The organism is Microbacterium sp. NPDC055502 (assembly GCF_053643635.1).
The window spans coordinates 495825-521157 of sequence record NZ_JBSHKJ010000002.1 but is presented as its reverse complement, the minus strand read 5'-3'; the positions used below and the strand labels follow the sequence as shown (position 1 = coordinate 521157).

The 25333-nt window shown below is 69.8% G+C and carries 26 protein-coding genes and 2 tRNA genes; 15 read left to right on the top strand and 13 right to left on the bottom strand.

Features of this window, described 5'->3' with window-relative positions; genetic code table 11:
* Positions 1–16: 16 nt before the first annotated feature.
* Positions 17–1201, bottom strand: coding sequence for a ferrochelatase (locus tag ACWH95_RS13515; RefSeq protein ID WP_454120813.1), 1185 nt, complete (start codon positions 1199–1201; stop codon positions 17–19).
* Positions 1202–1365: 164 nt separating this feature from the next.
* On the opposite strand from ACWH95_RS13515, the gene pepN reads away from it, so the two are divergent.
* The 4 genes from pepN to ACWH95_RS13495 all read left to right on the top strand — a co-directional run bounded on the left by pepN (position 1366) and on the right by ACWH95_RS13495 (position 7180).
* Positions 1366–3918 carry an aminopeptidase N gene (gene pepN, locus ACWH95_RS13510; RefSeq protein ID WP_454120812.1) on the top strand — a complete coding sequence of 851 codons (2553 nt, stop codon included), beginning with the start codon at positions 1366–1368 and terminating at the stop codon, positions 3916–3918.
* A 78-nt stretch (positions 3919–3996) separates the two neighbouring features.
* Positions 3997–5070 (top strand): mechanosensitive ion channel family protein, encoded by a 1074-nt coding sequence (locus tag ACWH95_RS13505; RefSeq protein ID WP_454120811.1) that lies wholly within the window; start codon positions 3997–3999, stop codon positions 5068–5070.
* A complete protein-coding gene (locus ACWH95_RS13500) occupies positions 5067–5516 on the top strand; it encodes a globin (RefSeq protein WP_136031882.1) in 450 nt (149 codons plus the stop codon). The genes ACWH95_RS13505 and ACWH95_RS13500 overlap by 4 nt, the downstream gene beginning before the upstream one ends.
* Positions 5513–7180 carry an FAD-binding dehydrogenase gene (locus ACWH95_RS13495; RefSeq protein ID WP_454120810.1) on the top strand — a complete coding sequence of 556 codons (1668 nt, stop codon included), beginning with the start codon at positions 5513–5515 and terminating at the stop codon, positions 7178–7180. The genes ACWH95_RS13500 and ACWH95_RS13495 overlap by 4 nt, the downstream gene beginning before the upstream one ends.
* A 152-nt stretch (positions 7181–7332) precedes the next feature.
* Here ACWH95_RS13495 and ACWH95_RS13490 read toward each other — a convergent pair whose 3' ends face one another.
* Positions 7333–7998, bottom strand: coding sequence for a hypothetical protein (locus ACWH95_RS13490; RefSeq protein WP_136031878.1), 666 nt, complete (start codon positions 7996–7998; stop codon positions 7333–7335).
* Positions 7999–8049: 51 nt separating this feature from the next.
* On the opposite strand from ACWH95_RS13490, the gene ACWH95_RS13485 reads away from it, so the two are divergent.
* The gene (locus ACWH95_RS13485) at positions 8050–8940 is read left to right on the top strand and encodes an acyl-CoA thioesterase (protein WP_136031876.1); all 891 of its coding nucleotides are present in this window, start codon (positions 8050–8052) and stop codon (positions 8938–8940) included.
* A gap of 36 nt (positions 8941–8976) precedes the next feature.
* Here ACWH95_RS13485 and ACWH95_RS13480 read toward each other — a convergent pair whose 3' ends face one another.
* The 4 genes from ACWH95_RS13480 to ACWH95_RS13465 all read right to left on the bottom strand — a co-directional run bounded on the left by ACWH95_RS13480 (position 8977) and on the right by ACWH95_RS13465 (position 12377).
* Positions 8977–9465 carry an acyl-CoA thioesterase gene (locus ACWH95_RS13480; RefSeq protein WP_136037378.1) on the bottom strand — a complete coding sequence of 163 codons (489 nt, stop codon included), beginning with the start codon at positions 9463–9465 and terminating at the stop codon, positions 8977–8979.
* 4 nt (positions 9466–9469) lie between these two features.
* Positions 9470–11149 (bottom strand): energy-dependent translational throttle protein EttA, encoded by a 1680-nt coding sequence (gene ettA, locus ACWH95_RS13475; protein WP_211544294.1) that lies wholly within the window; start codon positions 11147–11149, stop codon positions 9470–9472.
* Between the two features lie 81 nt (positions 11150–11230).
* Positions 11231–11725, bottom strand: a complete 495-nt coding sequence (locus ACWH95_RS13470) for a DUF6993 domain-containing protein (protein ID WP_454120809.1) — start codon at positions 11723–11725, stop codon at positions 11231–11233.
* Positions 11726–11798: 73 nt separating this feature from the next.
* Complete coding sequence (locus ACWH95_RS13465) at positions 11799–12377, bottom strand: single-stranded DNA-binding protein (RefSeq protein ID WP_454120808.1); 579 nt, start codon at positions 12375–12377, stop codon at positions 11799–11801.
* Positions 12378–12582: 205 nt separating this feature from the next.
* Here ACWH95_RS13465 and ACWH95_RS13460 point away from each other — a divergent pair, with 205 nt between their 5' ends.
* The gene (locus ACWH95_RS13460; protein ID WP_136031867.1) at positions 12583–12852 is read left to right on the top strand and encodes a hypothetical protein; all 270 of its coding nucleotides are present in this window, start codon (positions 12583–12585) and stop codon (positions 12850–12852) included.
* Between the two features lie 24 nt (positions 12853–12876).
* Here ACWH95_RS13460 and ACWH95_RS13455 read toward each other — a convergent pair.
* Positions 12877–12949: transfer RNA gene (locus ACWH95_RS13455), tRNA-Arg, on the bottom strand.
* Between the two features lie 61 nt (positions 12950–13010).
* Here ACWH95_RS13455 and orn point away from each other — a divergent pair.
* The 6 genes from orn to ACWH95_RS13425 all read left to right on the top strand — a co-directional run bounded on the left by orn (position 13011) and on the right by ACWH95_RS13425 (position 15617).
* Positions 13011–13637, top strand: a complete 627-nt coding sequence (gene orn / locus ACWH95_RS13450) for an oligoribonuclease (protein ID WP_136031865.1) — start codon at positions 13011–13013, stop codon at positions 13635–13637.
* A gap of 36 nt (positions 13638–13673) precedes the next feature.
* Positions 13674–13746 (top strand) — tRNA-His (locus tag ACWH95_RS13445).
* 88 nt (positions 13747–13834) lie between these two features.
* Entirely contained in the window at positions 13835–14464 is a 630-nt protein-coding gene (locus tag ACWH95_RS13440; RefSeq protein WP_136037380.1) for a LysE family transporter, read from the top strand.
* A gap of 33 nt (positions 14465–14497) precedes the next feature.
* Positions 14498–14845, top strand: coding sequence for a metallopeptidase family protein (locus tag ACWH95_RS13435; RefSeq protein WP_136031862.1), 348 nt, complete (start codon positions 14498–14500; stop codon positions 14843–14845).
* A gap of 2 nt (positions 14846–14847) precedes the next feature.
* Complete coding sequence (clpS, locus tag ACWH95_RS13430; RefSeq protein WP_136031860.1) at positions 14848–15138, top strand: ATP-dependent Clp protease adapter ClpS; 291 nt, start codon at positions 14848–14850, stop codon at positions 15136–15138.
* On the top strand, positions 15135–15617 hold the full coding sequence (locus ACWH95_RS13425; protein ID WP_206251291.1) for a DUF2017 family protein: 483 nt from the start codon (positions 15135–15137) through the stop codon (positions 15615–15617). The genes clpS and ACWH95_RS13425 overlap by 4 nt, the downstream gene beginning before the upstream one ends.
* A gap of 16 nt (positions 15618–15633) precedes the next feature.
* Here the strand turns inward: ACWH95_RS13425 and ACWH95_RS13420 are convergent, their stop codons facing one another.
* From ACWH95_RS13420 to gatC, 6 genes are read right to left on the bottom strand one after another with little or no spacing between them, the layout of a single operon-like run.
* Entirely contained in the window at positions 15634–16215 is a 582-nt protein-coding gene (locus ACWH95_RS13420; protein WP_454120807.1) for a hypothetical protein, read from the bottom strand.
* Complete coding sequence (locus ACWH95_RS13415) at positions 16199–16516, bottom strand: hypothetical protein (protein ID WP_136031854.1); 318 nt, start codon at positions 16514–16516, stop codon at positions 16199–16201. The genes ACWH95_RS13420 and ACWH95_RS13415 overlap by 17 nt, the downstream gene beginning before the upstream one ends.
* Positions 16517–16554: 38 nt before the next feature.
* A complete protein-coding gene (locus tag ACWH95_RS13410) occupies positions 16555–17814 on the bottom strand; it encodes a DNA polymerase IV (RefSeq protein ID WP_136037383.1) in 1260 nt (419 codons plus the stop codon).
* Positions 17815–17861: 47 nt separating this feature from the next.
* Positions 17862–19379, bottom strand: coding sequence for an Asp-tRNA(Asn)/Glu-tRNA(Gln) amidotransferase subunit GatB (gatB, locus tag ACWH95_RS13405; RefSeq protein WP_454120806.1), 1518 nt, complete (start codon positions 19377–19379; stop codon positions 17862–17864).
* Complete coding sequence (gene gatA, locus ACWH95_RS13400) at positions 19379–20896, bottom strand: Asp-tRNA(Asn)/Glu-tRNA(Gln) amidotransferase subunit GatA (RefSeq protein WP_136031847.1); 1518 nt, start codon at positions 20894–20896, stop codon at positions 19379–19381. The genes gatB and gatA overlap by 1 nt, the downstream gene beginning before the upstream one ends.
* A complete protein-coding gene (gene gatC, locus ACWH95_RS13395) occupies positions 20893–21192 on the bottom strand; it encodes an Asp-tRNA(Asn)/Glu-tRNA(Gln) amidotransferase subunit GatC (RefSeq protein ID WP_136031845.1) in 300 nt (99 codons plus the stop codon). Before gatC ends, gatA begins: the two co-directional genes overlap by 4 nt.
* 64 nt (positions 21193–21256) lie before the next feature.
* Between gatC and ACWH95_RS13390 the strand changes: the two genes are divergently transcribed.
* From ACWH95_RS13390 to ACWH95_RS13380, 3 genes are read left to right on the top strand one after another with little or no spacing between them, the layout of a single operon-like run.
* Positions 21257–22957: a long-chain-fatty-acid--CoA ligase gene (locus ACWH95_RS13390; protein ID WP_454120805.1), complete on the top strand. Its 1701-nt coding sequence runs from the start codon at positions 21257–21259 to the stop codon at positions 22955–22957.
* Positions 22958–23003: 46 nt separating this feature from the next.
* Positions 23004–24857 carry a DEAD/DEAH box helicase gene (locus ACWH95_RS13385; protein WP_378803671.1) on the top strand — a complete coding sequence of 618 codons (1854 nt, stop codon included), beginning with the start codon at positions 23004–23006 and terminating at the stop codon, positions 24855–24857.
* Positions 24858–24859: 2 nt separating this feature from the next.
* Positions 24860–25321: an N-acetyltransferase family protein gene (locus tag ACWH95_RS13380; RefSeq protein WP_454120804.1), complete on the top strand. Its 462-nt coding sequence runs from the start codon at positions 24860–24862 to the stop codon at positions 25319–25321.
* Positions 25322–25333 lie beyond the last annotated feature (12 nt).

The following is a 25333-nucleotide window of genomic DNA, read 5'->3' as shown; positions in this document are numbered from 1 at the left end:
CCGACACCCGTTCCGGTCACGGGGCGACGCCGGCGGCCGCCGGCTTGAACCCCGCCCTGACGTTCTCGCAGCAGCCGGGCCGGCAGACGTCGAAGCCGCCGGGGAGCGACGTGACGTGAGCGCGCTCCTCGTTCGGACGCCCCTGCAGCCGCTCCTCGATCAGGTCGACGATCCCCTCGACGAACGTCGGCGACACGCCAGGCGTCGGCGTGCGCGTGAACGCGAGTCCCGCGTCCTCCGCCGCCTCCGCCGCCTCGGTGTCGAGATCCCAGAGCACCTCCATGTGGTCGCTCATGAATCCCACCGGCACGACCGCGACCGCGCGCCGCCCTCGCGCGGGAAGCTCACCGATCACGTCGCACACGTCCGGCTCGAGCCACGGCTGCGACGCGGGCCCCGAGCGCGACTGGTAGACGAGCGCCCAGGCCACGTCGGCCGCCGCCGGCACGGACTGCCGTACGCGGTCCATCACCCAGGCCGCGACGGCCAGGTGCTGCGCGGCATAGGCGCCGCCCTCGCCCCAGTCGATGTCGCGGGCGCCGGAACGCTCGGCGTCGGCCGTCGGGATGCTGTGCGTCGAGAACAGGATCTGGATGTCCGGCGCGGCGATGCCCTGCGCCAGGAAGCCCTCGATGGCCTCCCGCACTCCCGACTCGAAGGCCTCGACGAAACCCGGGTGGTCATAGAACGGGCGGATCTTGTCGATCGTGACAGTCTCCCCGAGGCCGGTCTCCTCCAGCACGCGCGCGAAGTCCTCGCGGTACTGGCGGCAGCTGGAGAACGAGCTGTAGGCGCTCGTGGCGAACGCGAGCAGCGTGGTGTGCCCGTTGCGCGCCGCCTCGGGCACGACCTCCTCGAGGTAGGGGGCCCAGTTGCGGTTGCCCCAGTACACGGGCAGCTCGATGCCGCGCGCGACGAGCGCCTGCTCGAGCGCCTCCTTGAGCACGCGGTTCTGCCCGTTGATGGGGCTCACGCCGCCGAAGTGACGATAGTGGTGCGCGACCTCCTCCAACCGCTCATCGGGGATGCCGCGACCGCGCGTCACGTTGCGGAGGAACGGGATCACGTCCTCCTGACCCTCCGGGCCACCGAAGCCGGCGAGGAGGATCGCATCGTACGCGACGGGCGTGGTCACGAAGGGCGCACCGCTGGCGGCGGCAGGCGAGGCAAAGGGGACGACATTCGGCTCGATCGCAGTCACCCCTCCATCCTCCCACCTCGTCGAGGCACCGGTGTCCGCTCGCCGCCGGGAGAATGCGCACAGAGCGTGAGCCCGCCTCGCGCACTGGCGTAGGCTGTCATGGTTGCCGTCGGCGCCAACTGCGCCGACCCCGGTGACATCCCCTCACCCCTGGGAGTACAGCTGTGCCTGGAGAGAACCTCACCCGAATCGAAGCGCAGGAGCGCCGCGATGTCATCGACACGCACTCCTATGAGGTCGCCCTCGATCTGACGAAGGGCGCCGAGGTCTTCGGTTCCCGCAGCGTCGTGCGCTTCTCCGCGACGCCCGACGGCTTCACCTTCATCGACCTGATTGCCCGCGACGTGCGCGAGATCTCGCTCAACGGAGAGCAGCTCGACCCGCAGGAGGTCTTCGCCGACTCGCGCATCGCGCTGTCCGGGTTGCAGGCCGAGAACGTCCTCGTCGTGGACGCGGACTGCCTCTACACCAACACCGGCGAGGGCCTGCACCGATTCGTCGACCCCGTCGACGGCGAGGTCTACCTGTACTCGCAGTTCGAGGTGCCGGACTCGCGCCGCGTCTTCGCGGTCTTCGAGCAGCCCGACCTCAAGGCGACGTTCCAGTTCACGGTCACGGCGCCCGCGGCGTGGAAGGTCGTGTCCAACTCCCCCACGCCCGAGCCCATCGTGCACGACGACGACGTCACCGCCACCTGGGGATTCGAGCCGACGCCGCGCATCTCCTCCTACATCACCGCCCTCGTCGCGGGACCCTACGAGTCCACGTTCTCCGAGCTCACCAGCGCCTCCGGCCGCGTGATCCCGCTCGGCGTCTACGGCCGCAAGAGCCTGTGGCAGCACCTCGACGCCGACTACATCTTCGACAAGACCCGTGAGGGCTTCGCGTACTTCGAATCGAAGTTCGGCGTCCCCTACCCGTTCGCGAAGTACGACCAGCTGTTCGTGCCCGAGTTCAACGCCGGGGCGATGGAGAACGCGGGTGCGGTCACGTTCACCGAGACCTACGTCTTCCGCAGCAAGGTCACCGACGCCGTCAAGGAGCGCCGGGTCGTCACGATTCTGCACGAGCTCGCGCACATGTGGTTCGGCGACCTGGTCACCATGAAGTGGTGGAACGACCTGTGGCTCAACGAGTCGTTCGCGGAGTGGGCCTCCACCATCGCGACCGCCGAGGCCACCGAATGGACCGAGGCCTGGACCACGTTCAACGCGATGGAGAAGACCTGGGCCTATCGCCAGGATCAGCTCCCCTCCACGCACCCGATCGTCGCGGAGATCAACGACCTGGAAGACGTGCAGGTCAACTTCGACGGCATCACCTATGCCAAGGGCGGCTCGGTGCTGAAGCAGCTCGCCGCGTGGGTCGGCATCGAGGCGTTCTTCGCCGGGGTGTCGCAGTACTTCCAGAAGCACTCGTGGGGCAACACCGAGCTCAGCGACCTACTGTCGGAGCTCGAGGCCACGAGTGGACGCGACCTGGGCACCTGGTCGAAGAAGTGGCTGGAGACGGCCGGCGTCAACACGCTCGAGCCCGTGGTGGCCGAGGGCGACGACGGCAAGATCTCGCGTTTCGCGATCACCCAGACGGCCCCGGCGGACTACCCGACCATCCGTCCGCACCGCCTGGGCATCGGCTTCTACTCGCTGCAGGACGGCACGCTCACGCGCGTCCACCACGTCGAGGTCGATGTCGACGGCGACCGCACCGAGGTCCCCGCACTGCAGGGCCTCGCGCGCCCCGACCTGATCCTGCTGAACGACGACGACCTCGCCTACGCCAAGATCCGTCTCGACGAGAAGTCGCTGGCGACGGCGATCGCACACCTCGCCGACATCCACGACCCGCTTGCGCGCTCCCTCGTGTGGGGCGCCGCCTGGGACCAGACGCGCGACGCGGAGACGGCGGCCTCGGACTACATCGACCTCGTGCTGGGCAACATCGGCCGCGAGACCGAGTCGACCACGGTCCGCACGACGCTCGCCCAGCTGCGCACGGCGGCCACGCTGTACGTGCGACCCGAGGAGCGCCAGGCGGCGCGGCTCAAGGTCGCGGACGGCCTGTGGGCCCTCGCCGAAGCCGCAGAAGCGGGCAGCGACAGCCAGCTCCAGTTCGTCACGGCGTTCGCGAACGCCCTGGTCACCCCTGAGCACGCCGGCATCGTTGGGCGCCTGCGCTCCGGCGAGGAGACCCTCCCCGGTCTCGAGATCGACGCCGACCTGAACTGGCAGCTGCTCGTCGGACTCGCGACCATCGGAGCGACGGACGCCGCGACGATCGACGCCGCTCTCGCCGCCGACAACACCGCCAAGGGCGCGGAGTTCGCCGCGCAGGCACGAGCCGCTCTTCCCGACGCCGCCTCGAAGCAGGCCGCGTGGGCCTCTCTGATCGAGCGGGATGACGCGCCGAACACGATCGTCCGGTCGGCAGCCCTCGGCTTCGTGCACCCCGCAGGCGCCGAAGTGCTCGGCGAGTTCGTGCCGAAGTACTTCGACATGCTGCTGCCGGTGTGGGAGTCGCGCACCTACCAGATCGCCCAGTACCTCATCGTCGGCCTGTTCCCCACGGCGCTGGCCGACGTGGCGCTGCGCGACGCGACGCGCTCGTGGCTGTCCTCGCACCAGGACGCTCCGCCGGCGCTCCGTCGCCTCGTGCTGGAGAACCTCGCCGACGTCGAGCGCGCGCTGGCGGCGCAGTCCCGCGACGCCGAGGACTGATCGGCGCCACCCTTCGTCCGGGCCTCTGCCGCCGCGCTTCCAGCCGGGGCAGAGGCCCGCTCGGTAAACTCGGCAGCGATGATCCTCCCCCTCGAGACCACGCCAGACCCCACTCCCACCCCGCTTCCCGACTGGGTCCAGGACCTGCTGACCCTGCTCGGACACATCGGCGGCAAAGCGCTCGTCGTCGCGATCATCATCGCCTCCTGCGTGGTGATCGCTTTCGTGCTGCGGCGCGTGATCAGGCGCGTCGTGCACCGGATCGTGGACAGCGCGAAGAACAAGGCGTCGGTCGACGACACCCAGGCGCTCGAACGCTCTCCGCTCGCCGATATGCGTCTGGTCCAGCGCACGAGGACCCTGGGCACGATCCTCCAGAACATCGTCAACGTGATGCTGGTGGTCATCGCGATCGTGCTGGTCGTGAACGCTCTCAGTCCCAGCCTGCTCGGGTCGCTCACGCTGCTGACCGCCGCCGTGGGTGCTGGTCTCGGTTTCGGCGCCCAGAACATCGTCAAAGATGTGCTCAACGGGATGTTCCTCGTCGCGGAGGACCAGATCGGCATCGGTGACGTGGTCGACCTTGGTCTGGCGAGCGGCGTGGTCGAGTACGTGAGCGTGCGGATCACCCAGGTGCGAGACGTGAACGGGACGCTCTGGTACGTCCGCAACGGCGAGGTCACGCGCATCGGCAACATGTCCCAGGGATGGGCACGCGCGATCGTCGACACCGGCGTCGCCCCGGACGCCGACCTCGACCAGGTCGAGCACATCATGCTCGAGACGGCACAGGGCCTCGCGAAGGACCCCAAGTGGCGGACGCGCATCGTCGAGAAGCCCGAGCTGTGGGGCCTGGAATCCATCGACGGCGACGCCCTTGTGGTCCGCGTCGTCATCAAGACCAGGGCGAACGCCAGAGACGACGTCGCACAGGAGCTGCGGCGCCGGCTGCGGGCCGCTCTGCTGGAGAAGGAGATCGCGGTGCCGCGCATGTCCGATGTCGTGCCGACAGGGCTCGAAGGCGCACGGCGCGTGCGCGGGGCGAACCCGCCGAAGACCCGGCCGAACGCCGTCACGGGCGTGCCGGTCATCCCGGACCGCGGCATCTGGCGCCGCAAGAAGCCGTCGACCGAGGGGAATGGCGACAGATGACGTTCTACGACGAGGTCGGGGGCGCAGAGACGTTCCGGAAGATCGTCTCCGTGTTCTACCGCGAGGTCGCCCTCGATCCGGTGCTCAAGCCGATGTATCCCGAGGAGGATCTGGGCCCCGCCGAGGACCGCCTGCGGATGTTCCTGGAACAGTACTGGGGCGGTCCGACCACGTACGGCGAGACCCGCGGACACCCGCGCCTGCGCATGCGTCACATGCCGTTCCACATCGACCCGGACGCGCGTGATCGTTGGCTTCGTCACATGCGCACCGCCGTCGACGAGGCTCGGTTGTCTCCGCTGCACGAATCCACGCTCTGGGACTACCTGGAGCGCGCCGCCTATGCCATGGTGAACACATTCGAGCCGTCCGGCATCGGCACGACTCCCCACGGGCGCCCGACGCTCGAGACCCGCACACGTCAGGAATCAACGGAGAACACATGACGACGAAGCCCCCGACCACGGACGTCCTGGTGATCGGTTGGGGGCTGGCCGGACTGGTCGCCGCCCGCGAGGCACTGGCGGCCGGACGCCGCGTCATCGTCGTCGACCAGGAGCCGCGGACGAACCTCGGCGGCCAGGCGTGGTGGTCGTTCGGCGGACTCTTCTTCGTGGACTCCCCCGAGCAGCGCCGATTCGGCATCAAGGACTCGCTCGAGCTCGCCACCCAGGACTGGTTCGGCAACGCGGGCTTCGACCGCCCGGAGGACGAGTGGCCGCGCCGCTGGGCCGAGGCGTATCTGCAGTTCGCCGCCGGGGAGAAGCGCTCATGGCTGCGCAGCCTCGGCGTGGGCTTCTTCCCCGTGGTCGGCTGGGCGGAGCGCGGCGGCTACGGCGCGATCGGACCGGGCAACTCGGTGCCGCGATTCCACATCACCTGGGGCACCGGCCCCGGGATCGTCGCCCCCTTCGCCGCGGCCGTCGAGGAGGGCGAGCGCAGCGGTCGTCTCACCGTGCTCGCGCGGCACCGCGTGGAGAGCCTCATCGTCACGGATGGACGTGTCACCGGCGCCCGCGGCTCCGTCCTCGCCTCCAGCGGTGCGGAACGGGGAGTGCCGTCCTCCCGCGAGGTGATCGGCGCGTTCGAGATCACGGCGGATGCGACCGTCGTGTCGTCCGGAGGGATCGGCGGCAACCACGAGCTCGTCCGTGCGGCGTGGCCCGAACGGCTGGGAACGCCGCCGGCGCACATGCTCTCCGGCGTCCCGGCGTATGTCGACGGCTCGATGCAGGCCGTCACCGCGGCCGCCGGCGCCCGCCTGATCAACGGCGACCGCATGTGGCATTACGTGGAGGGGATCACGAACTGGGATCCGGTGTGGCCCGCGCACGGCATCCGCATCCTCCCCGGCCCCTCGTCCCTGTGGCTCGACGCGACGGGCGCGCGCCTCCCCGTGCCGCTCTTCCCCGGGTTCGACACGCTCGGGACGCTCGCGCACCTCCGGCGCACCGGTCACGACCACTCCTGGTTCGTCACGTCGCGGCAGATCGTGGAGAAGGAGTTCGCCCTGTCCGGCAGCGAGCAGAACCCCGACCTCACCGGCAAGGATGTGGGGCTGCTGCTGAAGTCGCGGCTCGCCAAGGGACCGACCGGCCCCGTCCAGGCGTTCCTCGACGAGGGACAGGACTTCATCGTCGAGAACGACCTGGAGTCGCTGTTGGAGCAGATGAGCCGGCATGACGGTGGCGAGCTGCTCGACATCGACACCGTGCGGCGCGAGGTGGTCGCGCGCGACCGCGAGATCGAGAACGAGTTCACCAAGGATGCCCAGATCGGCATGCTGCGCTCGATGCGCGGCTACCGCGGTGACAAGCTCATCCGGACGGCAGCGCCGCACCGGCTGCAGGACCCGGCCGCCGGCCCGTTGATCGCGGTCAAGCTGCACGTCCTCACCCGCAAATCGCTGGGCGGCATCCACACCGACCTCGACGGTCGTGCGCTGGACGCCCAGGGCATCCCGATCCCTGGCCTGTTCGCCGCGGGCGAGGCGAGCGGCTTCGGCGGTGGCGGTGTCCACGGGTACCGGGCGTTGGAGGGCACGTTCCTCGGCGGGTGCCTGTTCTCCGGGCGACAGGCGGGAAGGTCGGCCGTAGCGGCGGCGGGCTGACCCCGCGCCACGGGGCTCGTGGCGAAACCCTCGGGTGACGCCCCCGGCGCGGTCGATCGACGAGCGTGGCTCACCCCCTCGGGTCACGCCGGCGCTTCGGCCGTCCCATCAGGCCCTGGCGCTCATCCCGTCGCGCCGTGGTGGCAGCGCCGTCAGGCTCGGGTGCCGGTGGCCCGCACGCCCGTGAGCCCGGACGCCACGGGGCCTCGTGCCAGCACATGCCCGCGACGGAAGGCGAGCCGCGACCAGCGGCCGGCGCGCGACACCCCGACCTGTTCCTCGCCCGAGATGAAGCCCATGGCGTCCGCGGCGAACGCCACACCGCGCGGCAGCCCGCCGAGATCGTCGTCGGGCTCGCCCCAGATGGCCGCCCGGAGCGCGCGAACCGCTTCCTCGCCCGAGCCGGCACCCGCCCCCCGCGCCACGGCGGAGATCCCCCACTGTGCGCGCTGCGCGACGACGGACGCCTCCAGCGACGCCTCCACGGTCCAGCCCTGGCGCGGCGGGGACACCCCGGCCCAGGACGGCGACAGGCCGGTGTCCGGCAGCATGAGGCGTTCGGGGGTGTCGGCGGGCGACAGGCTGTCGACGACCAGGTCGCATTCGAGCTCAGGGTCCGCGTGCACGATACGCATCGCGAGGATCGTGGGGGTCTGATCGAACAGGGTCTGCGGCGAGAGCACGGCCGTGGTCAGCGCCAGGACCCCGCGCGAGGCCTGAAGTCGTACTCCCCCGTCGCCCGCGCGACCGGCGCGGCCCACGAACGTCAGGACATCCTTCGCCGTGTCGGGATCGGCGAGCAGGAGCGTAGGCGGCACGCGTTCTAAACTACCAAGAGGTGCGGCGCCTGCGGTCGCGGAGAGGAACCCATGAGCGCGGACGACCACGCCATCCAGACCGTCGATCGACTCCTCGAGGTTCTCGACCTCGACGCCACCCAGGCCCGGACGACCGAGGACATCTTCACGGGCTCCTCGCATCCGATGCCGAGCGGCCGCATCTACGGAGGCCAGGTGCTGGCGCAGACGCTCCTCGCGGCGGAGCGCACACTGCCGGAGGATCGCGCCGTCCATTCGATGCACGGCTATTTCCTGCGGCCCGGTGACGCGAGTCAGGGCATCACGATCGCCGTCGACCGCATCCATGACGGCCGCTCATTCTCGACGCGCCGCACGCAGGCGTACCAGAACGGGGTGCCGATCTTCTCGATGATCGCGTCCTTCCAGGATGCGGATCCGGGAGTCGAGCACGCGGAGCCCATGCCCGAGGGCGTGCCCGACCCGGAGACGCTGTCCCCCGACGAGGATCGCGTTCCCGGACTCACCGGGGGCGCGCGGCGGATGCTCACCGATCGCGCCGCGGACATCCGTCACGTCGAGTCGCCGCTGTACCTCCCCAACGACGATGCCCGGGTCCCGCGTCAGGCCGTCTGGATGCGACTGCGCGCTCCGCTCCCCGACGACCAGCGGCTGCATCGCGCGGCACTGGCGTACCTGAGCGACATGACGATCCAGGAGTCCATCCTGCGCGCGCACGGGGTCTCGTGGGCCCACCAGGGGCTCAAGGTCGCGAGCCTCGATCACGCGATGTGGTGGCACCGTCCCGCGCGCGTCGACGAGTGGCTGCTGTATGCGCAGGAGTCCCCGAACGCGCGCGGCGGGCGCGGGCTGGCCACCGGGCGGATCTACACGCGCGACGGCTCGCTGGTGGCGAGCGTGGCGCAGGAGATCATGATCCGCGTGCCGCCGGAGGCATCCTGATCCGAGCGTTCGGCGCGGGTCACACGGCCGTCGAGGTCAGCGGTGCGCGTACTCGATGGAGGGGCCGACGTACGGCTCCCAGGCCTCACGCATCTCGGAGGTGAGTCGCGTGGGGCGCCCTGTCGCGGCCTCGACGAGCACGATCACTGCTGTCGACCGCGCGTACAGCACCCGCGGCTCCGCGGCCGGGTCGTTGTGCACCTCGTAGCAGACCTCGACACTGGACCCGCCGAGCTTGCCGAACCACATCTGCACCTCGAGCGGTCGACGCTGATACGGCACCGGCGCGAGGTACTCGATCTCCTGCCGGGCGATCAGCGTCAGGATGCCCTCGTCGATGCCGGAGTCGAGCACCGCGGTGGACGGCGCCTCCTCGCCGGGACCCGCCCGCCAGAACGCGCGGACGCGCGCCTCCTCGAGCAGCTTGAGCATCGAGGTGTTGTTGACGTGGTTGAACGCGTCCAGATCCCCCCAGCGGAGGTGGATCGGGATGTGCAGGCGGGTTCCCGGCGAAGGCGCAGTCATCGGGTCAGTCGCGCGTGAGCTTGCGGTGGGTCGACCGGTGCGGCTTGGCCGCGTCGGGCCCGAGGCGCTCGATCTTGTTCTGCTCGTAGGCCTCGAAGTTGCCCTCGAACCAGTACCACTGGTCGGGCTTCTCGTCGGTGCCCTCGTACGCCAGGATGTGCGTCGCGATGCGGTCGAGGAACCACCGGTCGTGGGTGATGACCACGGCACAGCCGGGGAACTCGAGAAGGGCGTTCTCCAGCGAGCTCAGCGTCTCGACGTCGAGGTCGTTGGTCGGCTCGTCGAGGAGCAGCAGGTTGCCGCCCTCCTTCAGCGTGAGCGCGAGGTTCAGGCGGTTGCGCTCACCGCCCGAGAGCACACCGGCCTTCTTCTGCTGGTCAGGACCCTTGAAGCCGAACTTCGACACGTAGGCCCGCGAGGGGATCTCCGTCTTGCCGACCGTGATGAAGTCGAGCCCGTCGGAGACGACCTCCCACAGCGTCTTGTTCGGGTCGATCGACGAGCGCGACTGGTCGACGTAACTGATCTTGACCGTCTCGCCGATCTTCAGGTCGCCGCCGTCGAGGGGCTCGAGACCGACGATGGTCTTGAACAGTGTGGTCTTGCCGACGCCGTTCGGACCGATCACGCCGACGATGCCGTTCGGCGGAAGGCTGAAGCTGAGGCCATCGATCAGCGAGCGTCCGTCGAAGCCCTTCTGCAGGTTCTTCGCCTCGATCACCACGTTGCCCAGGCGCGGCCCCGCGGGGATCTGGATCTCCTCGAAGTCGAGCTTCCGCGTCCGCTCCGCCTCCGCGGCCATCTCCTCGTAGCGCGCGAGTCGCGCCTTCGACTTCGTCTGGCGACCCTTGGCACTGGAACGGACCCATTCGAGCTCGTCCTTGAGGCGCTTGGCGAGCTTCGCGTCCTTCTTGCCCTGGATGTCGAGACGCTCGGCCTTCTTCTCCAGGTAGGTCGAGTAGTTGCCCTCGTAGCCGATCAGCCGACCGCGGTCGACCTCCGCGATCCACTCGGCCACGTGGTCGAGGAAGTACCGGTCGTGGGTGATGGCGATGACGGCGCCCTTGTACGACTGCAGGTGCTGTTCGAGCCACAGCACACTCTCCGCGTCCAGGTGGTTGGTCGGCTCGTCGAGGAGCAGCAGATCCGGCTTCTGCAGCAGGAGCTTGGCGAGGGCGACACGTCGCTTCTCTCCACCGGAGAGGGGGGCGATCGCGGCGTCGCCGGGGGGCGTGCGCAGTGCGTCCATGGCCTGCTCGAGCTGGGAGTCGAGGTCCCAGCCGTCGGCCGCGTCGATCTCCTCCTGCAGGGTGCCCATCTCGGCGAGCAGCGCATCGAAGTCCGCATCGGGATCGGCCATCAGCGCCGAGATCTCATTGAAGCGGTCGAGCTTCGCCTTGATCGCGATGCCGTCCTGGATGTTCTCCAGCACGGTCTTCGACTCGTCCAGCTCCGGCTCCTGCATGAGGATCCCGACCGAATAGCCGGGCGACAGCTTCGCCTCGCCGTTGGACGGCGTGTCGAGCCCGGCCATGATCTTCAGGATCGTCGACTTGCCGGCGCCGTTGGGGCCGACCATGCCGATCTTCGCTCCGGGAAGGAACGCCATCGTGACGTCGTCGAGGATGAGCTTCTCGCCCACCGCCTTGCGCGCACGCACCATCGAGTAGATGTACTCAGCCACCGAAAACCGCTCCTTCTGTTGGCGTCGAAGATCGACACTCCAGCCTACCGGCCGTCGGCGGCAGGGTTCGTGATCGAAGCATCACCAGTCGATCGGACGCGTCGTCCCGACCAGGCAGCGTCCCTCGGCAAGCTGGGGCATGACGACGGCCACCACCTGTCCCGTCGAGGGACCGACCTGTCCCACCAGGCAGGACTCCTCTCCCCAGCGCACCGAGAACTGGAGGCTCTCCACCGGGTTGCCCACGGTGGTCTGGTCGGGCGTGACCTGCATGGCGGTGCGATCGAAGCCCCCGGCCACCAGCGCGTCGATATAGGCCCGACCCTCCGCCCGCTGTTCCGAGGCCCACACACCCTCCGCGATCGCCCGGAAATACGGAAGATTGTCTTCCGCGGTGCCCTCGGGCTGCAGTGCCGGCGACGCCGTCGCCGTATCCGCGGGCGAGGGCGACAGGGAGCTCGGCGGCGTCGGATGCTCGCCGGCAGCGGCCGTGCATCCGACGAGGAGGACGAGGATCGCACCGGCTCCGACCAACGCGCGGGCGGTGCGGGCGAGTGACGGGGCCGTTCGGAGCACGAGCCGAGTCTACGTCGCCCACACCCACAGCCCGGCGTGCTGACGGTGCGTGGCTGACGCTGCGCGCCTGCCCCTACTGCCCCGCCGACACCCTGGCTCCCGCTCCGAGGAAGCCGTCGGGGAACGCCTGGTCCGTCGCCGCACCCCCGTCCCCGGAACCGTCGATGCCCCACAGATCACCCAGATCGTCTCCGGTTCGGCCACTCGCCGTCGTCCGCGCGCTTCCACTCGCGGAGTCGGCACCGGGAGACTGTTCCCCATCCTTCTCCCCCTCCGCCACGGTCTCCGGAGAGCGTCTCGGCGACGGCCGGAACGCGGTCGTCCCCCACCGCAGGTCGTGCCCGATCGCGTCGGCTTCGATGTCGGCACTCGTGCCCTGCTTCCCATTGCTCTCCCAGGCCCGGATGCGCAGGCGGCCCGTCACGACGATGCTGTCGCCCACCCGCAGCGACGCCCTGGCGTTCTGACCGAGCTGCCGGAACGCCGCCACGGAGAACCAGTTGGTCTCGGAGTCGACCCAGGTCTGGGTCGTCGGTTCGAAGCGGCGGTGCGTGCTCGCCAGCCGGAAGTTGGTGACGGGCACCCCCGCACCGGTGTGCCCCTGATGCGGATCGGTCGCCACTCGCCCCACGACGGTGATCATCTCGGTCATGCTGTTCTCCTTCTGTCGCCGGAACCTCTCCGGATGTCTCCAGCCTGCGGTGACGGCAGGAGCATCGACTGACGGATCCACGCGCTGTGGGGACACATCGCCGACATCGACGAAGCGTGGAGGAAGAGCCCGGTCAGACGCGTGTCCCGGCGCGGCGCGAATGTCGGTGGCCCGTCGTAGCGTTGTTGCAGGAAGGGAGAAATCGATGTCTGAACGAACGTCCGCCACGGCCCCCGAGGTGCCCTTCGCCGCACCTCGTCTCTCCTCGGAGAAGGAGCATCTCGTCCGCGCCGCCGACCACCTGTGGCGGGTCCAGGACTCGCGGGAGTATGTCCTCGGTCACCTGAGGATCGTGCCGGACCCGCTCGGTCTGCGCTACCGGGCGGAGCGGCTGCACCTCGCGACCGGCCGCTTCCGGCTGATCGGAGAGTTCTGGCGTGCCGACGATGCCGTGGCCGCGCTTCGCCACTGCTGATGCCGTCGCTACGTCGATCGGAAGCGCCCCCGGCAGGATTCGAACCTGCGACCAAGAGATTAGAAGGCTCCTGCTCTATCCCCTGAGCTACGGAGGCGGACAGTCCTACCGTACCGCGGGCAGGCGGGCGATGTCGGTGCCCTCGATAGGATGACGACATGGTAGCTGCCTCCGAGAACGATCGCCTGGTCTGGATCGACTGCGAGATGACGGGCCTCGATCTCTCCGTGGATGAGCTCGTCGAGATCGCGGTCGTCGTCACCGACTTCGAGCTGCGTCCCCTCGACCCCGGATTCCAGGTCGTGATCAAGCCGAGCGATCAGGCGCTGTCCCACATGAACGACTTCGTCACGAAGATGCACGAGACCTCCGGGCTGATCGAGGAGATCCCGCGGGGCGTCACGCTCGCGGAAGCCGAGGAGCAGACGCTCGCCTACATCCGTCGCTTCGTCCCGCTCGAGCGCAAGGCACCCCTCGCAGGCAACACGATCGGCACCGACCGCATGTTCCTCGCCAAGTACATGCCGCAGGTCGACCAGTGGCTGCACTACCGCAACGTGGACGTGTCGAGCATCAAGGAACTCTCCCGGCGCTGGTATCCCCGGGTGTTCTTCCAGGCCCCGGCCAAGGACGGCGGACACCGGGCCCTCGCCGACATCCTCGAGTCCATCCGTGAGCTCCGCTACTACCGGGAGGCCGTGTTCGTCGACGAGCCGGGTCCGTCGAGCGACGACGCCAAGGAGATCGCGACGCGCACCGTGTCGGAGTTCACCTCGAACATGTAATAGACTCGTAGGGTTGCCCGCGCAGGCGGGCGCATGGTGGGTATAGCTCAGTTGGTAGAGCGCCTGGTTGTGGTCCAGGAGGTCGCGGGTTCAAGCCCCGTTACTCACCCGGAGAGAAGAAGCCCGGTTCCTCGGAACCGGGCTTCTTCCGTCTCAGGGCGCGGATCGACGCTGCCGTGCGGCTCTAGACTGGAGCCGTGTCACTGGCGGTCTGGTTCTCGCTCCTCACCGCGTCGGTGGTGATCAGCTTCACGCCCGGCGCCGGCGCGATCAACACGATGTCGAACTCCCTGTCGCAGGGTTGGCGACGCTCCATCTGGGGCATCATCGGCCAGCAGATCGCTCTGATCGTCCACGTCGTGATCGTCGCCGCGGGCGTCGGTCTGCTCGTCTCCCGATCCGAGGTGCTGTTCACCCTCATCCGCTACGCGGGCGCCGCCTACCTCGTCTTCCTCGGCCTCCGCCTCATCCTCAGCCGCCCGACACCACCGCTCGACGACGCGCCCGTCCCCGCACCGGCGCACGAGAGCCATTGGTCGATGATGCGCCGGGGCTTCTGGGTCAACCTGCTCAACCCCAAGGCGATCGTCTTCTTCCTCGCGTTCATCCCTCAGTTCATCCGGCTCGACCAGCCACAGCTTCCCCAGTACCTCGCGCTGATCGCGACGGTCGTCGTGGTCGACGTGCTGGTGATGTGGGGGTTCTTCGCGGTGGCGGCCCGGCCCTTCCGCCGCCTGACGGCCTCGCCGCGCGGGCAGCGCATCCTCAACGCCGTCTTCGGCGGCCTGTTCATCCTCGTGGCAGCGCTGCTGGTCCTGCTGCACTGACCGGTGTCCCGAATGGCCCCTAGGCTGGTCTGGATGGACATGGACGCCGGCGCATTCGAGGCCCTCGTGATCGAGGAGCTGGACCTGCTGCCCGACGACATGGTGGACCGCCTCGACAACGTCGTGTTCGTGGTCGAGGACCGCCCCGAGGACGGCAGTCTCGACCTGCTGGGGATGTACGACGGTCTCGCACTGACGGAACGCACACAGTACGGCATGGGCGAACTCCCGGATCGGATCATCGTCTACCGCGAGCCGCACCTCGCCCAGTGCGAGACCCTCGATGAACTGCGCGACGAGATCCACACGACGCTCGTGCACGAGATCGCGCACTTCCACGGCATCGACGATGCGCACCTGCACGAGCTGGGATGGGCGTGACGATGAGCACGGCACTCCCCGATCTCGACGAGAGCACGGATCTGTCCGCCGCACCGCTCGAGCCCTGGCAGGTCGTCGTCTGGAACGACCCGGTGAACCTCATGAGCTACGTGGTCCGTGTCTTCCGCACCTACTTCGGCTACACCGAGGAGCACGCCACCGCACTCATGCTCGCCGTGCACAACGAGGGCCACGCGATCGTGGCGACAGGGCCGCGCGAGACGATGGAGGTCCACGCGCAGGCGATGCACGACTACGGGCTCTGGGCGACCGTGCGGAAGGCATCCGCATGACCGCCCCCCTCATCCTCACCGTCGCCGCCATCGAGGGCGCCCAGCTCCTGCGGATCGTCGACGACTTCCTCGCCCTCATCGCCGAGCAGGATCCGAATGACCCCGCGATCGCCCGACTGACGCCCAACCCCTATCCCGACGACGAGGGTGCCGCGGCCGCGTTCGCAGCGGCCACTCGCGACGACGTGACCGACCGGCGTGTCCTGGATGCGCGCACCGTGCGGTCGGCGCTCTCCGCCTTCGACCCGGAGGCGCCGTTCACGCCGGAACAGGCCCGCGAGCTCCGGGAGGTGACGATCCGGCGAAGCGACATCGACTCCTGGCTGCGCACCCTCACCGCCATCCGTCTGGTGATCGCGACGCGGCTCGGCCTCACCGTGGAGGAGCCCGTCGCGGGTGGTGAGGCGATGGCCGTGTACGACTGGCTCGGCTACCGGCTCGAACTGCTCATCGAAGCGGCCGACGACATCGGGGCCTGAGACCGGATACCGGCGGTCACGGCACCGTGACGATGCGCGTCGCCAGCTCGCGCGGGTGGTGCTGCAGGCGGTGCTGACGCTCCTGCGCCGCCCACCGCTCCCAGTGCGGTCGGTACGTGTCGCCGTCCCTCGCGAGCGCGCGCGCCTTTCGCGACTCCTCCCCCGCCTCCACCCAGATGCGGACATCGGCGAGGTCGGCCGTCGACGGACGGAGGATGCCGCTGCCTTCGACGATCACACCGAGCGATGGGTCGACGGCATGACTCTCCGCCTCCGTGTTCTGCTCCCAGTCCCACCGACGCCAGGAGCCGAGCAGGCCCCGCCCGTGCGGCCGCAGGATTCCGTCCACCGCTCGCTCCACGCCGGACTCCAGGCCGTCCCAGCCCGGGTACAGCGAGTCGAGGGCGATGACCTGCACCCGTCCGACGAGCGGCCAGTTCCGCGCGAGCAGCTCCGCCAGCGAGGTCTTGCCAGCACCGCTCCCGCCGTCGATGACCACCATCGGGTTCGCCGCAGCGAGGCCGCGGATGTCCTGCGCGATCAGTGCCGCGGCCTGGCGAAGCGCCGCCGCGACGGGATCGTCACTTCTTGAGGGCACGGATGATGCGCGTGAGGGCACGACCGGTGACCCACACGAAGGGCACCGCCACGACGAGCAGCGTCACGATGTTCGGCTCGAAGCGGAGCCCCTCCTCGCGGCGCACGTAGACGCCGACGGGAATCGAGACACCGCCCCCGCCGCCGCCCTCGGCACCGTCGCCGCTGCCGCCCCCGAAACCGGAGTAGGTGAATGCGACCGGCGTCACGCTCACGCCGTCGACATCCTGCGGCTCACCGTACGCGCTCTTCACGCCGAAGGACGCGACCTGCTTCCCGAGTTCCAGTGCAATGTTCGGCATGCTCCCACGGTAGCCGACCCCGCCCGCGTGCGCGCCCCTCAATCCGCGATGCCGTGGTCTTTCGGATGCCGCGCGGCCCCGCGACCCTCGCCGCGACCGATGTGACGCGCGCGGCTGATCGTCGCCGTCCCGAAGCGGGCGATCGCCTCGTCCACCGCCCCCTCCACGCGGCGCCAGTCCTCGTCGTCGTCCCAGAGCGCCAGGGCGGAGCCGCCCGCCGGCTGCAGTCTCTCGGCCCGCACGCCGACCAGACGGATCGGATCGCGCCGATCGATCTGCTCGAACAGACTCTGCGCCGCTTCCCCGATGCGCTGGCTCACGGCGGTCGGGTCGCTCAGGGTCTGCGACCGGGTGACCGTGCGGAAGTCGGCGAAGCGGATCTTGATCGACACGGTCGACGTCTCCCACCCGGCACGACGCAACCGCGCGCCCACGCGATCGGCAAGCCGCAACAGCTCCGCACGCAGGAACGCGCGGTCGTCGACATCGACGTCGAACGTCTCCTCGTGTCCGATACTCTTCTCCACGCGCTCGGTGTCCACCGCCCGCGCATCCCGGCCCCACGAGAGCTGCGCCAGCCGCGCACTCAGCGCCGGGCCCACTGCACGGTCGAGCATGTCGGCCGTGGTCGCCCTGATGTCGCCGATCGTACGGATGCCTCGCGCCTCCAGCGCCTCCGCCGCCTTCGGCCCCACACCCCACAACGCGCGCACCGACCGCGGGGCCAGGAAGTCGAGCGTCTCCGCGGCCGATACCACGAGCATGCCGTCGGGTTTCGCGATCGTCGACGCCATCTTGGCGACGTGCTTCGTCTCGGCCACGCCCACAGAGCACGTGATGCCGACCTCCGCCGAGACGCGCTCCCGGATCTGCGCGGCGATCCTCGCCGGGCTCCCCCACAGCCGACGCACGCCCTGCACATCGAGGAACGCCTCATCGACGGACAGGGGCTCCACCAGCGGGGTGAACGACTCGAAGATCGCCATCACCTGGCGCGAGACCGCCTGATAGCGGGGGAAGTGCGGCGGTACCACCCTGGCCGTCGGGCACAGGCGGAGAGCCTGCGAGACGGGCATCGCGGACCGCACGCCGTAGCGCCGCGCCTCGTACGAGGCGCTGGAGACGACGGAACGACCGTCCGGCGAGCCGATGATGAGGGGCAGGCCCCGCAGACTCGGATCGTCGAGCACCTCGACCGCGGCGTAGAACGCGTCCATGTCGACATGCAGGATGCGGGTTCCCGTGTCGTCGGCATCGGCCGCGGACACCATGCGCCCTCTGCCGTCACCGTGTCCCATGCGTCCATTCTCTCCCGGGCCCCGGACACGAGGCCCGGGAGAGACGGCTACTGGGCAGCGCGCTCGAGGATGAGCTCGCGCACGCGTGCGGCGTCGGCCTGACCCTTCATGGCCTTCATGACCGCACCGATGATCGCACCGGCGGCCTGCACCTTGCCGTCCTGGATCTTCGCCATCACGTCGGGCTGTGCGGCGAGGGCCTCATCGATCGCCGCGACGAGCGCGCCGTCGTCGGACACCACGGCCAGGCCCCGGGCATCGACCACCTGCTGCGGAGTGCCCTCGCCGGCGATGACGCCCTCGAGCACCTGGCGGGCGAGCTTGTCGGTGAGGGTCCCCTCGTCGACGAGCTTCTGCAACGCCGCGACGTTCTCGGGGGTGATCAGCTCCGCGGCGTCCTTCTCCTGCGCGTTCGCCAGGCGGCTGATCTCACCCGTCCACCACTTGCGCGCGGTCGCCGGCGTCGCGCCCGCCGCGATCGTCGCCTCGACGACGTCGAGCAGACCGCCGTTGCGGACGTCCTGGAACTCCAGCGGCGTGAAACCCCAGTCGGCCATGAGCCGGCGGCGCCGCGCGACGGGCTGCTCGGGCAGTGCCGCGCGCAGCTCCTCGATCAGCTCCGGGGCCGGCTGCACCGGGAGGAGGTCCGGCTCGGGGAAGTACCGGTAGTCGTCCGCGTCGGACTTCGGACGGCCCGGCGAGGTGGTGCCGGTGTCCTCGTGCCAGTGGCGGGTCTCCTGGATGATCGTGCCGCCGTCGGCGAGGATCTGCGCCTGGCGCTGGATCTCGTACCGGACGGCGCGTTCCACGGAGCGCATCGAGTTGACGTTCTTCGTCTCGGTACGCGTGCCGAGCTTCTCCTGCCCCCGCGAACGAAGCGACACGTTGGCGTCGCAGCGCAGGTTGCCCCGCTCCAGCCGGGCCTCCGAGATGCCCAGACCGCGCACGATGTCGCGGATCGCCGCCACGTACGCCTTCGCCACCTCCGGCGCCCGCTGCTCGGTGCCGAAGATCGTCTTGGTGACGATCTCCACCAGCGGCACCCCTGCGCGGTTGTAGTCGACCAGCGAGTACTCCGCGCCCTGGATGCGTCCGGTCGCGCCGCCCATGTGGGTGAGCTTGCCCGCGTCCTCCTCCATGTGCGCGCGCTCGATCGGGATGGTCACCATGGTGCCGTCTTCGAGCTCCACCTCGACCGACCCCTCGAACGCGATCGGCTCGTCGTACTGCGAGATCTGGTAGTTCTTGCCGAGGTCGGGGTAGAAGTAGTTCTTCCGCGCGAACCGGCTCGACTCCGCGATCGAGCAGCCCAGTGCGAGTCCGAGGCTGATCGACGAGCGCACGGCCGTCTCGTTCACGACCGGCAGCGACCCGGGCAGACCGAGGTCGACCGGGGCGATGAGCGTGTTGGGCTCGGCGGCGTGATACGCCTCGTTCGCCGGGTTCGGCGCGTCGGAGAACATCTTGGTGTTCGTGTTGAGCTCGACGTGCACCTCGAACCCGAGCACAGGCTCGAACAGCTCGAGAGCCCTGTCGAAGTCCATCAGCTTGGCTGCGGCGGCCATCAGCGGTTCCCTCCTGCGAGCTGCGGTGCGCGGGTGAGGAGCGGCGCCCCCCACGAGTCGACGAGGAGTGTCTCCAGCGCCGCTCCCACGCGGTAGAGACGGGCGTCCTCCCTGGCCGGAGCCAGGAACTGGATGCCCACGGGCAGGCCGTCGTCGTCGGACAGGCCGCTCGGGATCGAGATGCCGGGCACACCCGCGAGGTTCGCGGGGATCGTGGTGATGTCGTTGAGATACATCTGCAGCGGATCGTCGATCTTCTCGCCGAGCTTGAACGCCGTGGTCGGCGCCGAAGGCGTGGCGATCACGTCGACCTGGCCGAAGGCGGCGGCGAAGTCCTGCTGGATGAGCGTGCGGACCTTCTGGGCGCTGCCGTAGTACGCGTCGTAGTAGCCCGCGGACAGCGCGTAGGTGCCGAGGATGATGCGTCGCTTCACCTCGTCGCCGAATCCGGCGTCGCGCGTGGCGGACATGACGTCCTCGACCGTGGGGTTGCCCTCCGGCGTCACGCGCAGACCGAAGCGGACCGAGTCGAACTTCGCCAGGTTGCTGGACGCCTCCGCCGGGAGGATCAGGTAGTACGCGGCGACGCCGTACTCGAAGTGCGGCGCATCGATCTCGACGATCTCGGCGCCCTGAGCCTCCAGGAGCGCGAGGGCGCTGCGGAACGACGCGGCGACCCCCGGCTGGAAGCCGCTGTCGGGAAGCTCGCGGATGACACCGACGCGGAGACCTCTGAGGCCGTCCCCGCTCGCACCTTCACGCGCTGCAGCGGCGAACGACGGCCACCGCTCGTCGAGCGACGTCGAGTCCTTCGGGTCGTGGCCGCCGATCGCATCGTGCAGCAGACCGGCGTCGAGCACCGTGCGCGTGACCGGGCCGACCTGGTCGAGGCTCGACGCGAGGGCGATCGCGCCGTAGCGGCTGACTCCGCCGTACGTGGGCTTCACCCCGACCGTGCCGGTCACGTGAGCAGGCTGACGGATCGAGCCGCCCGTGTCCGAGCCGAGCGCGAGCGGGGCCTCGAACGCGGCCACGGCGGCGGCCGAACCGCCGCCGGATCCACCGGGGATCCGGTCGAGATCCCAGGGGTTCCGCGTCGGGCCGTACGCGGAGTGCTCCGTCGACGAGCCCATGGCGAACTCGTCCATGTTCGTCTTGCCGAGCGGGATGAGACCGGCCGCGCGCGAGCGGGCGACGACGGTCGCGTCGTACGGCGACCGATAGCCCTCGAGGATGCGCGAGCCGCTGGTCGTCGGCTGGTCGGTGGTGACCAGGACATCCTTGATGGCGAGCGGGACCCCCGCGATCGGGCCGAGCTCCTCCCCTGCCGCACGGCGTGCGTCGACGGCAGCGGCCGCGTCGAGCGCGTGCTCGTTGATGTGGAGGAACGCGTGCACGTCGCCGTCGACCGCGGCGATACGGTCCAGGTGCGCCTGGGTGGCCTCGACGCTGGAGACCTCACGCGCCGCGAGCTTGTCGGCGAGTTCCGCCGCGGTCAGCCGGATGATGTCGCTCACTGCTCTTCTCCCAGGATCGCGGTCACCCGGAAGCGGCCGTCGGCGGCGTCGGGGGCGTTCTGCAGCACCTGCTCGTGCGTGAGCGTCTGCCCGACGACGTCCGGACGGAAGACGTTGCTCAAGGGGATCGGATGGCTCGTGGCGGCGACGTCGGCCGTGGCCACCTCCGACACCTTGGCGATGTTGTCGACGATGGCGTCGAGCTGGCCCGTGAGCCGCGTCACCTCGTCGTCGTTCAGCTGGATGCGCGCGAGCACGCCGAGATGGCGCACAAGATCAGGGGTGATTTCAGACACGACCCCAGTCTAGTTGGGGTGCCGTCGCCCGCTCGGCGCGTCGCGGCGCGCCTAAGCTGGGCGCGTGAGCACGTTCCAGCCTCCTCGCCCGTGGATCGCCAGCTACGCCGACGGCGTCCCCGAGGATCTCGCCCCCGTCACCGGTTCCCTCGTCGACATCGTCGCCGCGTCCGCCCGCGACTACCCCGACGCTCCCGCGCTGCAGTTCTTCGGCCGTGAGACCACGTACGCCCGACTGCAGGACGCGATCGACCGGGCCGCCACCGGACTCCGCGACCTCGGCGTGCGTGCGGGCGACCCGGTCGCGATCGTGCTGCCGAACTGCCCACAGCACATCATCGCCTTCTACGCCGTGCTGCGTCTGGGCGCCGTCGTCGTCGAGCACAACCCGCTCTATACGCCGCGCGAGCTGCGGAAGCAGTTCGAGGATCACGGCGCCAAGCACGCGATCGTGTGGAACAAGGTCGTCGCCACCGTGCAGGACTTCCCCGCCGACCTCGCCGTGACGAACCTCGTCTCCGTCGACGTGACGCGCGCGATGCCCGCCCTCACCCGCTTCGCTCTGCGGCTGCCCGTCGCGAAGGCGCGCGAGTCCAGGGCAGCGCTGACCGAGCGCGTGCGCGGAACCGTGGTGTGGGACTCGCTCGTGGCCTCCGACCCGCTTCCGGCGTCGCATCCGAGACCGAACACGGACGACCTCGCGATCATCCAGTACACCTCGGGCACCACCGGAACTCCGAAGGGCGCCGCGCTGACGCACCGCAACCTGCTGGCGAACGCGGCGCAGGCGCAGGCATGGGTGCCGTCGATCCAGCGCGGCAAGGGCTGCGTGGTGTACGCCGTGCTGCCGATGTTCCACGCCTACGGGCTGACGCTGTGCCTCACGTTCGCGATGTCGATGGGGGCGCGGCTCGTGCTGTTCCCCAAGTTCGACCCCGACCTCGTGCTCGATGTCGTCAAGAAGCACCCCGCGACCTTCCTCCCGCTCGTGCCCCCGATCGCCGACCGGCTGCTCGGGGCCGCGCAGGCGAAGGGCATCTCCCTGGACGGCATCGAGGTCGCGATCTCCGGGGCGATGGCCCTGCCGCACGAGCTGGTCGTCCCCTTCGAGGCCGCGACCCACGGGTACCTCGTCGAGGGCTACGGGCTGAGCGAGTGCTCGCCCGTGCTGATGGCGAACCCCGTGGCCGACAACCGCGTGCCGGGCACCGTCGGCCTCCCCCTCCCCGGAACGGAGTGCCGCGTGGTCGACCCTGAGAACCCGACGCAGGACGTACCGGCGGGGTCGGCGGGCGAGCTCGTCGTCCGCGGCCCGCAGGTGTTCTCCGGCTACTACGGCAAGCCGGAGGAGACCGACGCCGTGTTCGTCGACGGCTGGTACCGCACGGGAGACATCGTCACGATCGACGAGGCCGGCTTCGTCCGCATCGTCGACCGCATCAAGGAGCTGATCATCACCGGCGGCTTCAACGTCGCCCCCACCGAGGTCGAGAACGCGCTGCGGCAGCACCCGTCGGTCGTGGACGCCGCCGTCGTCGGACTGCCCAGCGAGCACTCGGGCGAGGAGGTCGTCGCCGCGATCGTCGTCGACGGAGGAGCCGATGTCGACGTCGAAGCGATCCGCGCGTACGCCCGCAGAATCCTCACCCCGTACAAGGTGCCGCGCCGCGTGTTCGTGGTCGACGAGCTGCCGAAGTCGCTCATCGGCAAGGTCCTGCGCCGCCAGGTCAAGGAGAAGCTGCTCGCGCTCACCACCGGCGCCTGAGCCGTCTGCACAGGTGGTGGCGGCCGGCGCGCGCTACCCTTGGGAAGTGACCCCTGAAGACGCAGTGCCCACCGACGCCCCCGACGAGTCCCCCGCAACCCCCGGATTCGAGGAGCTCGGCATCACCGGGCCCGTCCTCAAGGCCATCCGAGACCTCGGCTACGAGACCCCCTCCCCGATCCAGGCCGCGACGATCCCGACCCTGCTGTCGGGCCGCGACGTGGTGGGCATGGCGCAGACCGGTACCGGCAAGACCGCGGCCTTCGCGCTCCCCGTGCTGGAGCGCCTCGACACCGCACAGAAGACCCCGCAGGCCCTCGTGCTCGCCCCCACGCGCGAGCTCGCGCTGCAGGTGTGCGAGGCGTTCGAGTCGTACGCCTCACGCATGAAGGGCGTCCACGTGCTGCCCGTGTACGGCGGTCAGGGGTACGGCGTGCAGCTGTCGGCGCTGCGCCGCGGTGTGCACGTGGTCGTCGGAACCCCCGGTCGCATCATGGACCACCTCGCCAAGGGCACGCTCGACCTCTCGGAACTGCAGTACCTGGTGCTCGACGAGGCGGACGAGATGCTGAAGATGGGCTTCGCGGAGGATGTCGAGCAGATCCTCGCCCAGACGCCGGAGGAGAAGCAGGTCGCGCTGTTCTCCGCCACGATGCCCGCCCAGATCCGACGCCTCGCGCAGCAGTACCTCCGCGACCCGGAGGAGATCACGGTCAAGTCCAAGACCGCGACCAACACGAACATCACCCAGCGGTACCTCGTGGTGTCGTACGCGCAGAAGGTGGACGCCCTCACGCGCATCCTCGAGGTGGAGAACTTCGACGGGATGATCGTCTTCGTCCGCACCAAGAACGAGACCGAGACGCTCGCGGAGAAGCTCCGCGCTCGCGGCTACTCCGCCGCCGCGATCAACGGCGACGTGCCGCAGGTGCAGCGCGAGCGCAGTGTCAACCAGCTCAAGGACGGCAAGCTCGACATCCTGGTCGCGACCGACGTCGCCGCGCGCGGTCTCGACGTGGAGCGCATCAGCCACGTCATCAACTTCGACATCCCCACCGACACCGAGTCGTACGTGCACCGCATCGGCCGGACCGGGCGCGCCGGGCGGACCGGCGACGCGATCAGCTTCATCACCCCGCGCGAGCGCTACCTGCTGAAGCACATCGAGAAGGCCACGCGTCAGACGCCGACGCAGATGCAGCTGCCGACCACGGAGGACGTCAACACCACGCGCCTCGCACGCTTCGACGACGCCATCACGACCGCGCTGTCCGAGACCGCCCGCATCGACGCGTTCCGCGACATCATCGCCCACTACGTGCGCCACCACGACGTACCGGAGAGCGATGTCGCCGCGGCTCTCGCCGTGGTCGCGCAGGGTGAGCGTCCACTCCTCCTCGACCCCGCGGACGACCCGCTCGCCCGAGCTGTCGCCGCCGACAACCGTCCTCCGCGTGAGCGCGCACCGCGCGACGCGCGGGAGACGCGTGAGCCCAGGGAACGCCGGGGCCGTGGAGACTACGCGGCGTACCGCATCGAGGTCGGACGACGGCACCGCGTGGAGCCGCGGCAGATCGTCGGCGCGCTCGCGAACGAGGGCGGCCTCGGTCGCGACGACTTCGGCGCCATCAACATCCGCCCCGACTTCTCGATCGTCGAACTGCCGGCCAACCTCGACCCCGCCGTCCTCGAGAAGCTCCGCGACACCCGCATCTCCGGGCGGCTGATCGAGATCGCGCCCGACCGTGGCCCCGGGGCACGCCGGGGAGCTGCGCGCGACCGCGGGAACGACGACAGCGCGGGCCGCGGCTACCGCGGTGACCGCCATGACCGTGACGATCGCGGACCCCGCGGTCCCCGCGAGGACAAGCCGTTCCGGAAGCCCCGTCACAAGAGCTGATCGTGCGTATCGACCGTGCGGACCGCCGAGACGTCGCGGGGCTCGCACTGCTCAAGTGGCAGGACGTGCCAGACGAGCTGACGGCGGGACGGTCGTTCGACGAGTTCACGGCGGAGCTCGCCGCCTGGTGGAGCCTCCACGAGGACACGCACTCGGCGTTCGTAGCGAGGGCGGACGACGGCGACCCCGTCGGGGTCGCCTGGGTCGCGATGCTCCCCCGGGTGCCGCGCCCCGGGGCCGCGGACCGGGTCTCGGCCGACGTGCAGAGCGTGTTCGTGCTGCCGGAGCACCGCGGGCGCGGGACCGGGCAAGCACTGGTCGCGGCGGCGTGCGCTCACGCGGTGTCCCTCGGCGCAGCACGCGTCACCGTGCACTCGAGCGAGGAGGCCGTGACGCTGTACCGCGGGCTCGGCTTCGCCGACTCCCCTCGGCTGCTGCAGTTCCTGCCTCCCACGGACACCTGACCCGCGGGCACC

What these genes read in the sequence shown, in the direction of transcription:
- ACWH95_RS13505 (WP_454120811.1), top strand. Translation starts at nt 3,997, where the DNA reads ATGATCCTCCCCCTCGAGACCACGCCAGACCCCACTCCCACCCCGCTT.
- ACWH95_RS13500 (WP_136031882.1), top strand. Translation starts at nt 5,067, where the DNA reads ATGACGTTCTACGACGAGGTCGGGGGCGCAGAGACGTTCCGGAAGATC.
- ACWH95_RS13495 (WP_454120810.1), top strand. Translation starts at nt 5,513, where the DNA reads ATGACGACGAAGCCCCCGACCACGGACGTCCTGGTGATCGGTTGGGGG.
- ACWH95_RS13485 (WP_136031876.1), top strand. Translation starts at nt 8,050, where the DNA reads ATGAGCGCGGACGACCACGCCATCCAGACCGTCGATCGACTCCTCGAG.
- ACWH95_RS13480 (WP_136037378.1), bottom strand. Translation starts at nt 9,465, where the DNA reads ATGACTGCGCCTTCGCCGGGAACCCGCCTGCACATCCCGATCCACCTC.
- ACWH95_RS13465 (WP_454120808.1), bottom strand. Translation starts at nt 12,377, where the DNA reads ATGACCGAGATGATCACCGTCGTGGGGCGAGTGGCGACCGATCCGCAT.
- ACWH95_RS13460 (WP_136031867.1), top strand. Translation starts at nt 12,583, where the DNA reads ATGTCTGAACGAACGTCCGCCACGGCCCCCGAGGTGCCCTTCGCCGCA.
- orn (WP_136031865.1), top strand. Translation starts at nt 13,011, where the DNA reads ATGGTAGCTGCCTCCGAGAACGATCGCCTGGTCTGGATCGACTGCGAG.
- ACWH95_RS13435 (WP_136031862.1), top strand. Translation starts at nt 14,498, where the DNA reads ATGGACATGGACGCCGGCGCATTCGAGGCCCTCGTGATCGAGGAGCTG.
- clpS (WP_136031860.1), top strand. Translation starts at nt 14,848, where the DNA reads ATGAGCACGGCACTCCCCGATCTCGACGAGAGCACGGATCTGTCCGCC.
- ACWH95_RS13425 (WP_206251291.1), top strand. Translation starts at nt 15,135, where the DNA reads ATGACCGCCCCCCTCATCCTCACCGTCGCCGCCATCGAGGGCGCCCAG.
- ACWH95_RS13415 (WP_136031854.1), bottom strand. Translation starts at nt 16,516, where the DNA reads ATGCCGAACATTGCACTGGAACTCGGGAAGCAGGTCGCGTCCTTCGGC.
- ACWH95_RS13410 (WP_136037383.1), bottom strand. Translation starts at nt 17,814, where the DNA reads ATGGGACACGGTGACGGCAGAGGGCGCATGGTGTCCGCGGCCGATGCC.
- gatB (WP_454120806.1), bottom strand. Translation starts at nt 19,379, where the DNA reads ATGGCCGCCGCAGCCAAGCTGATGGACTTCGACAGGGCTCTCGAGCTG.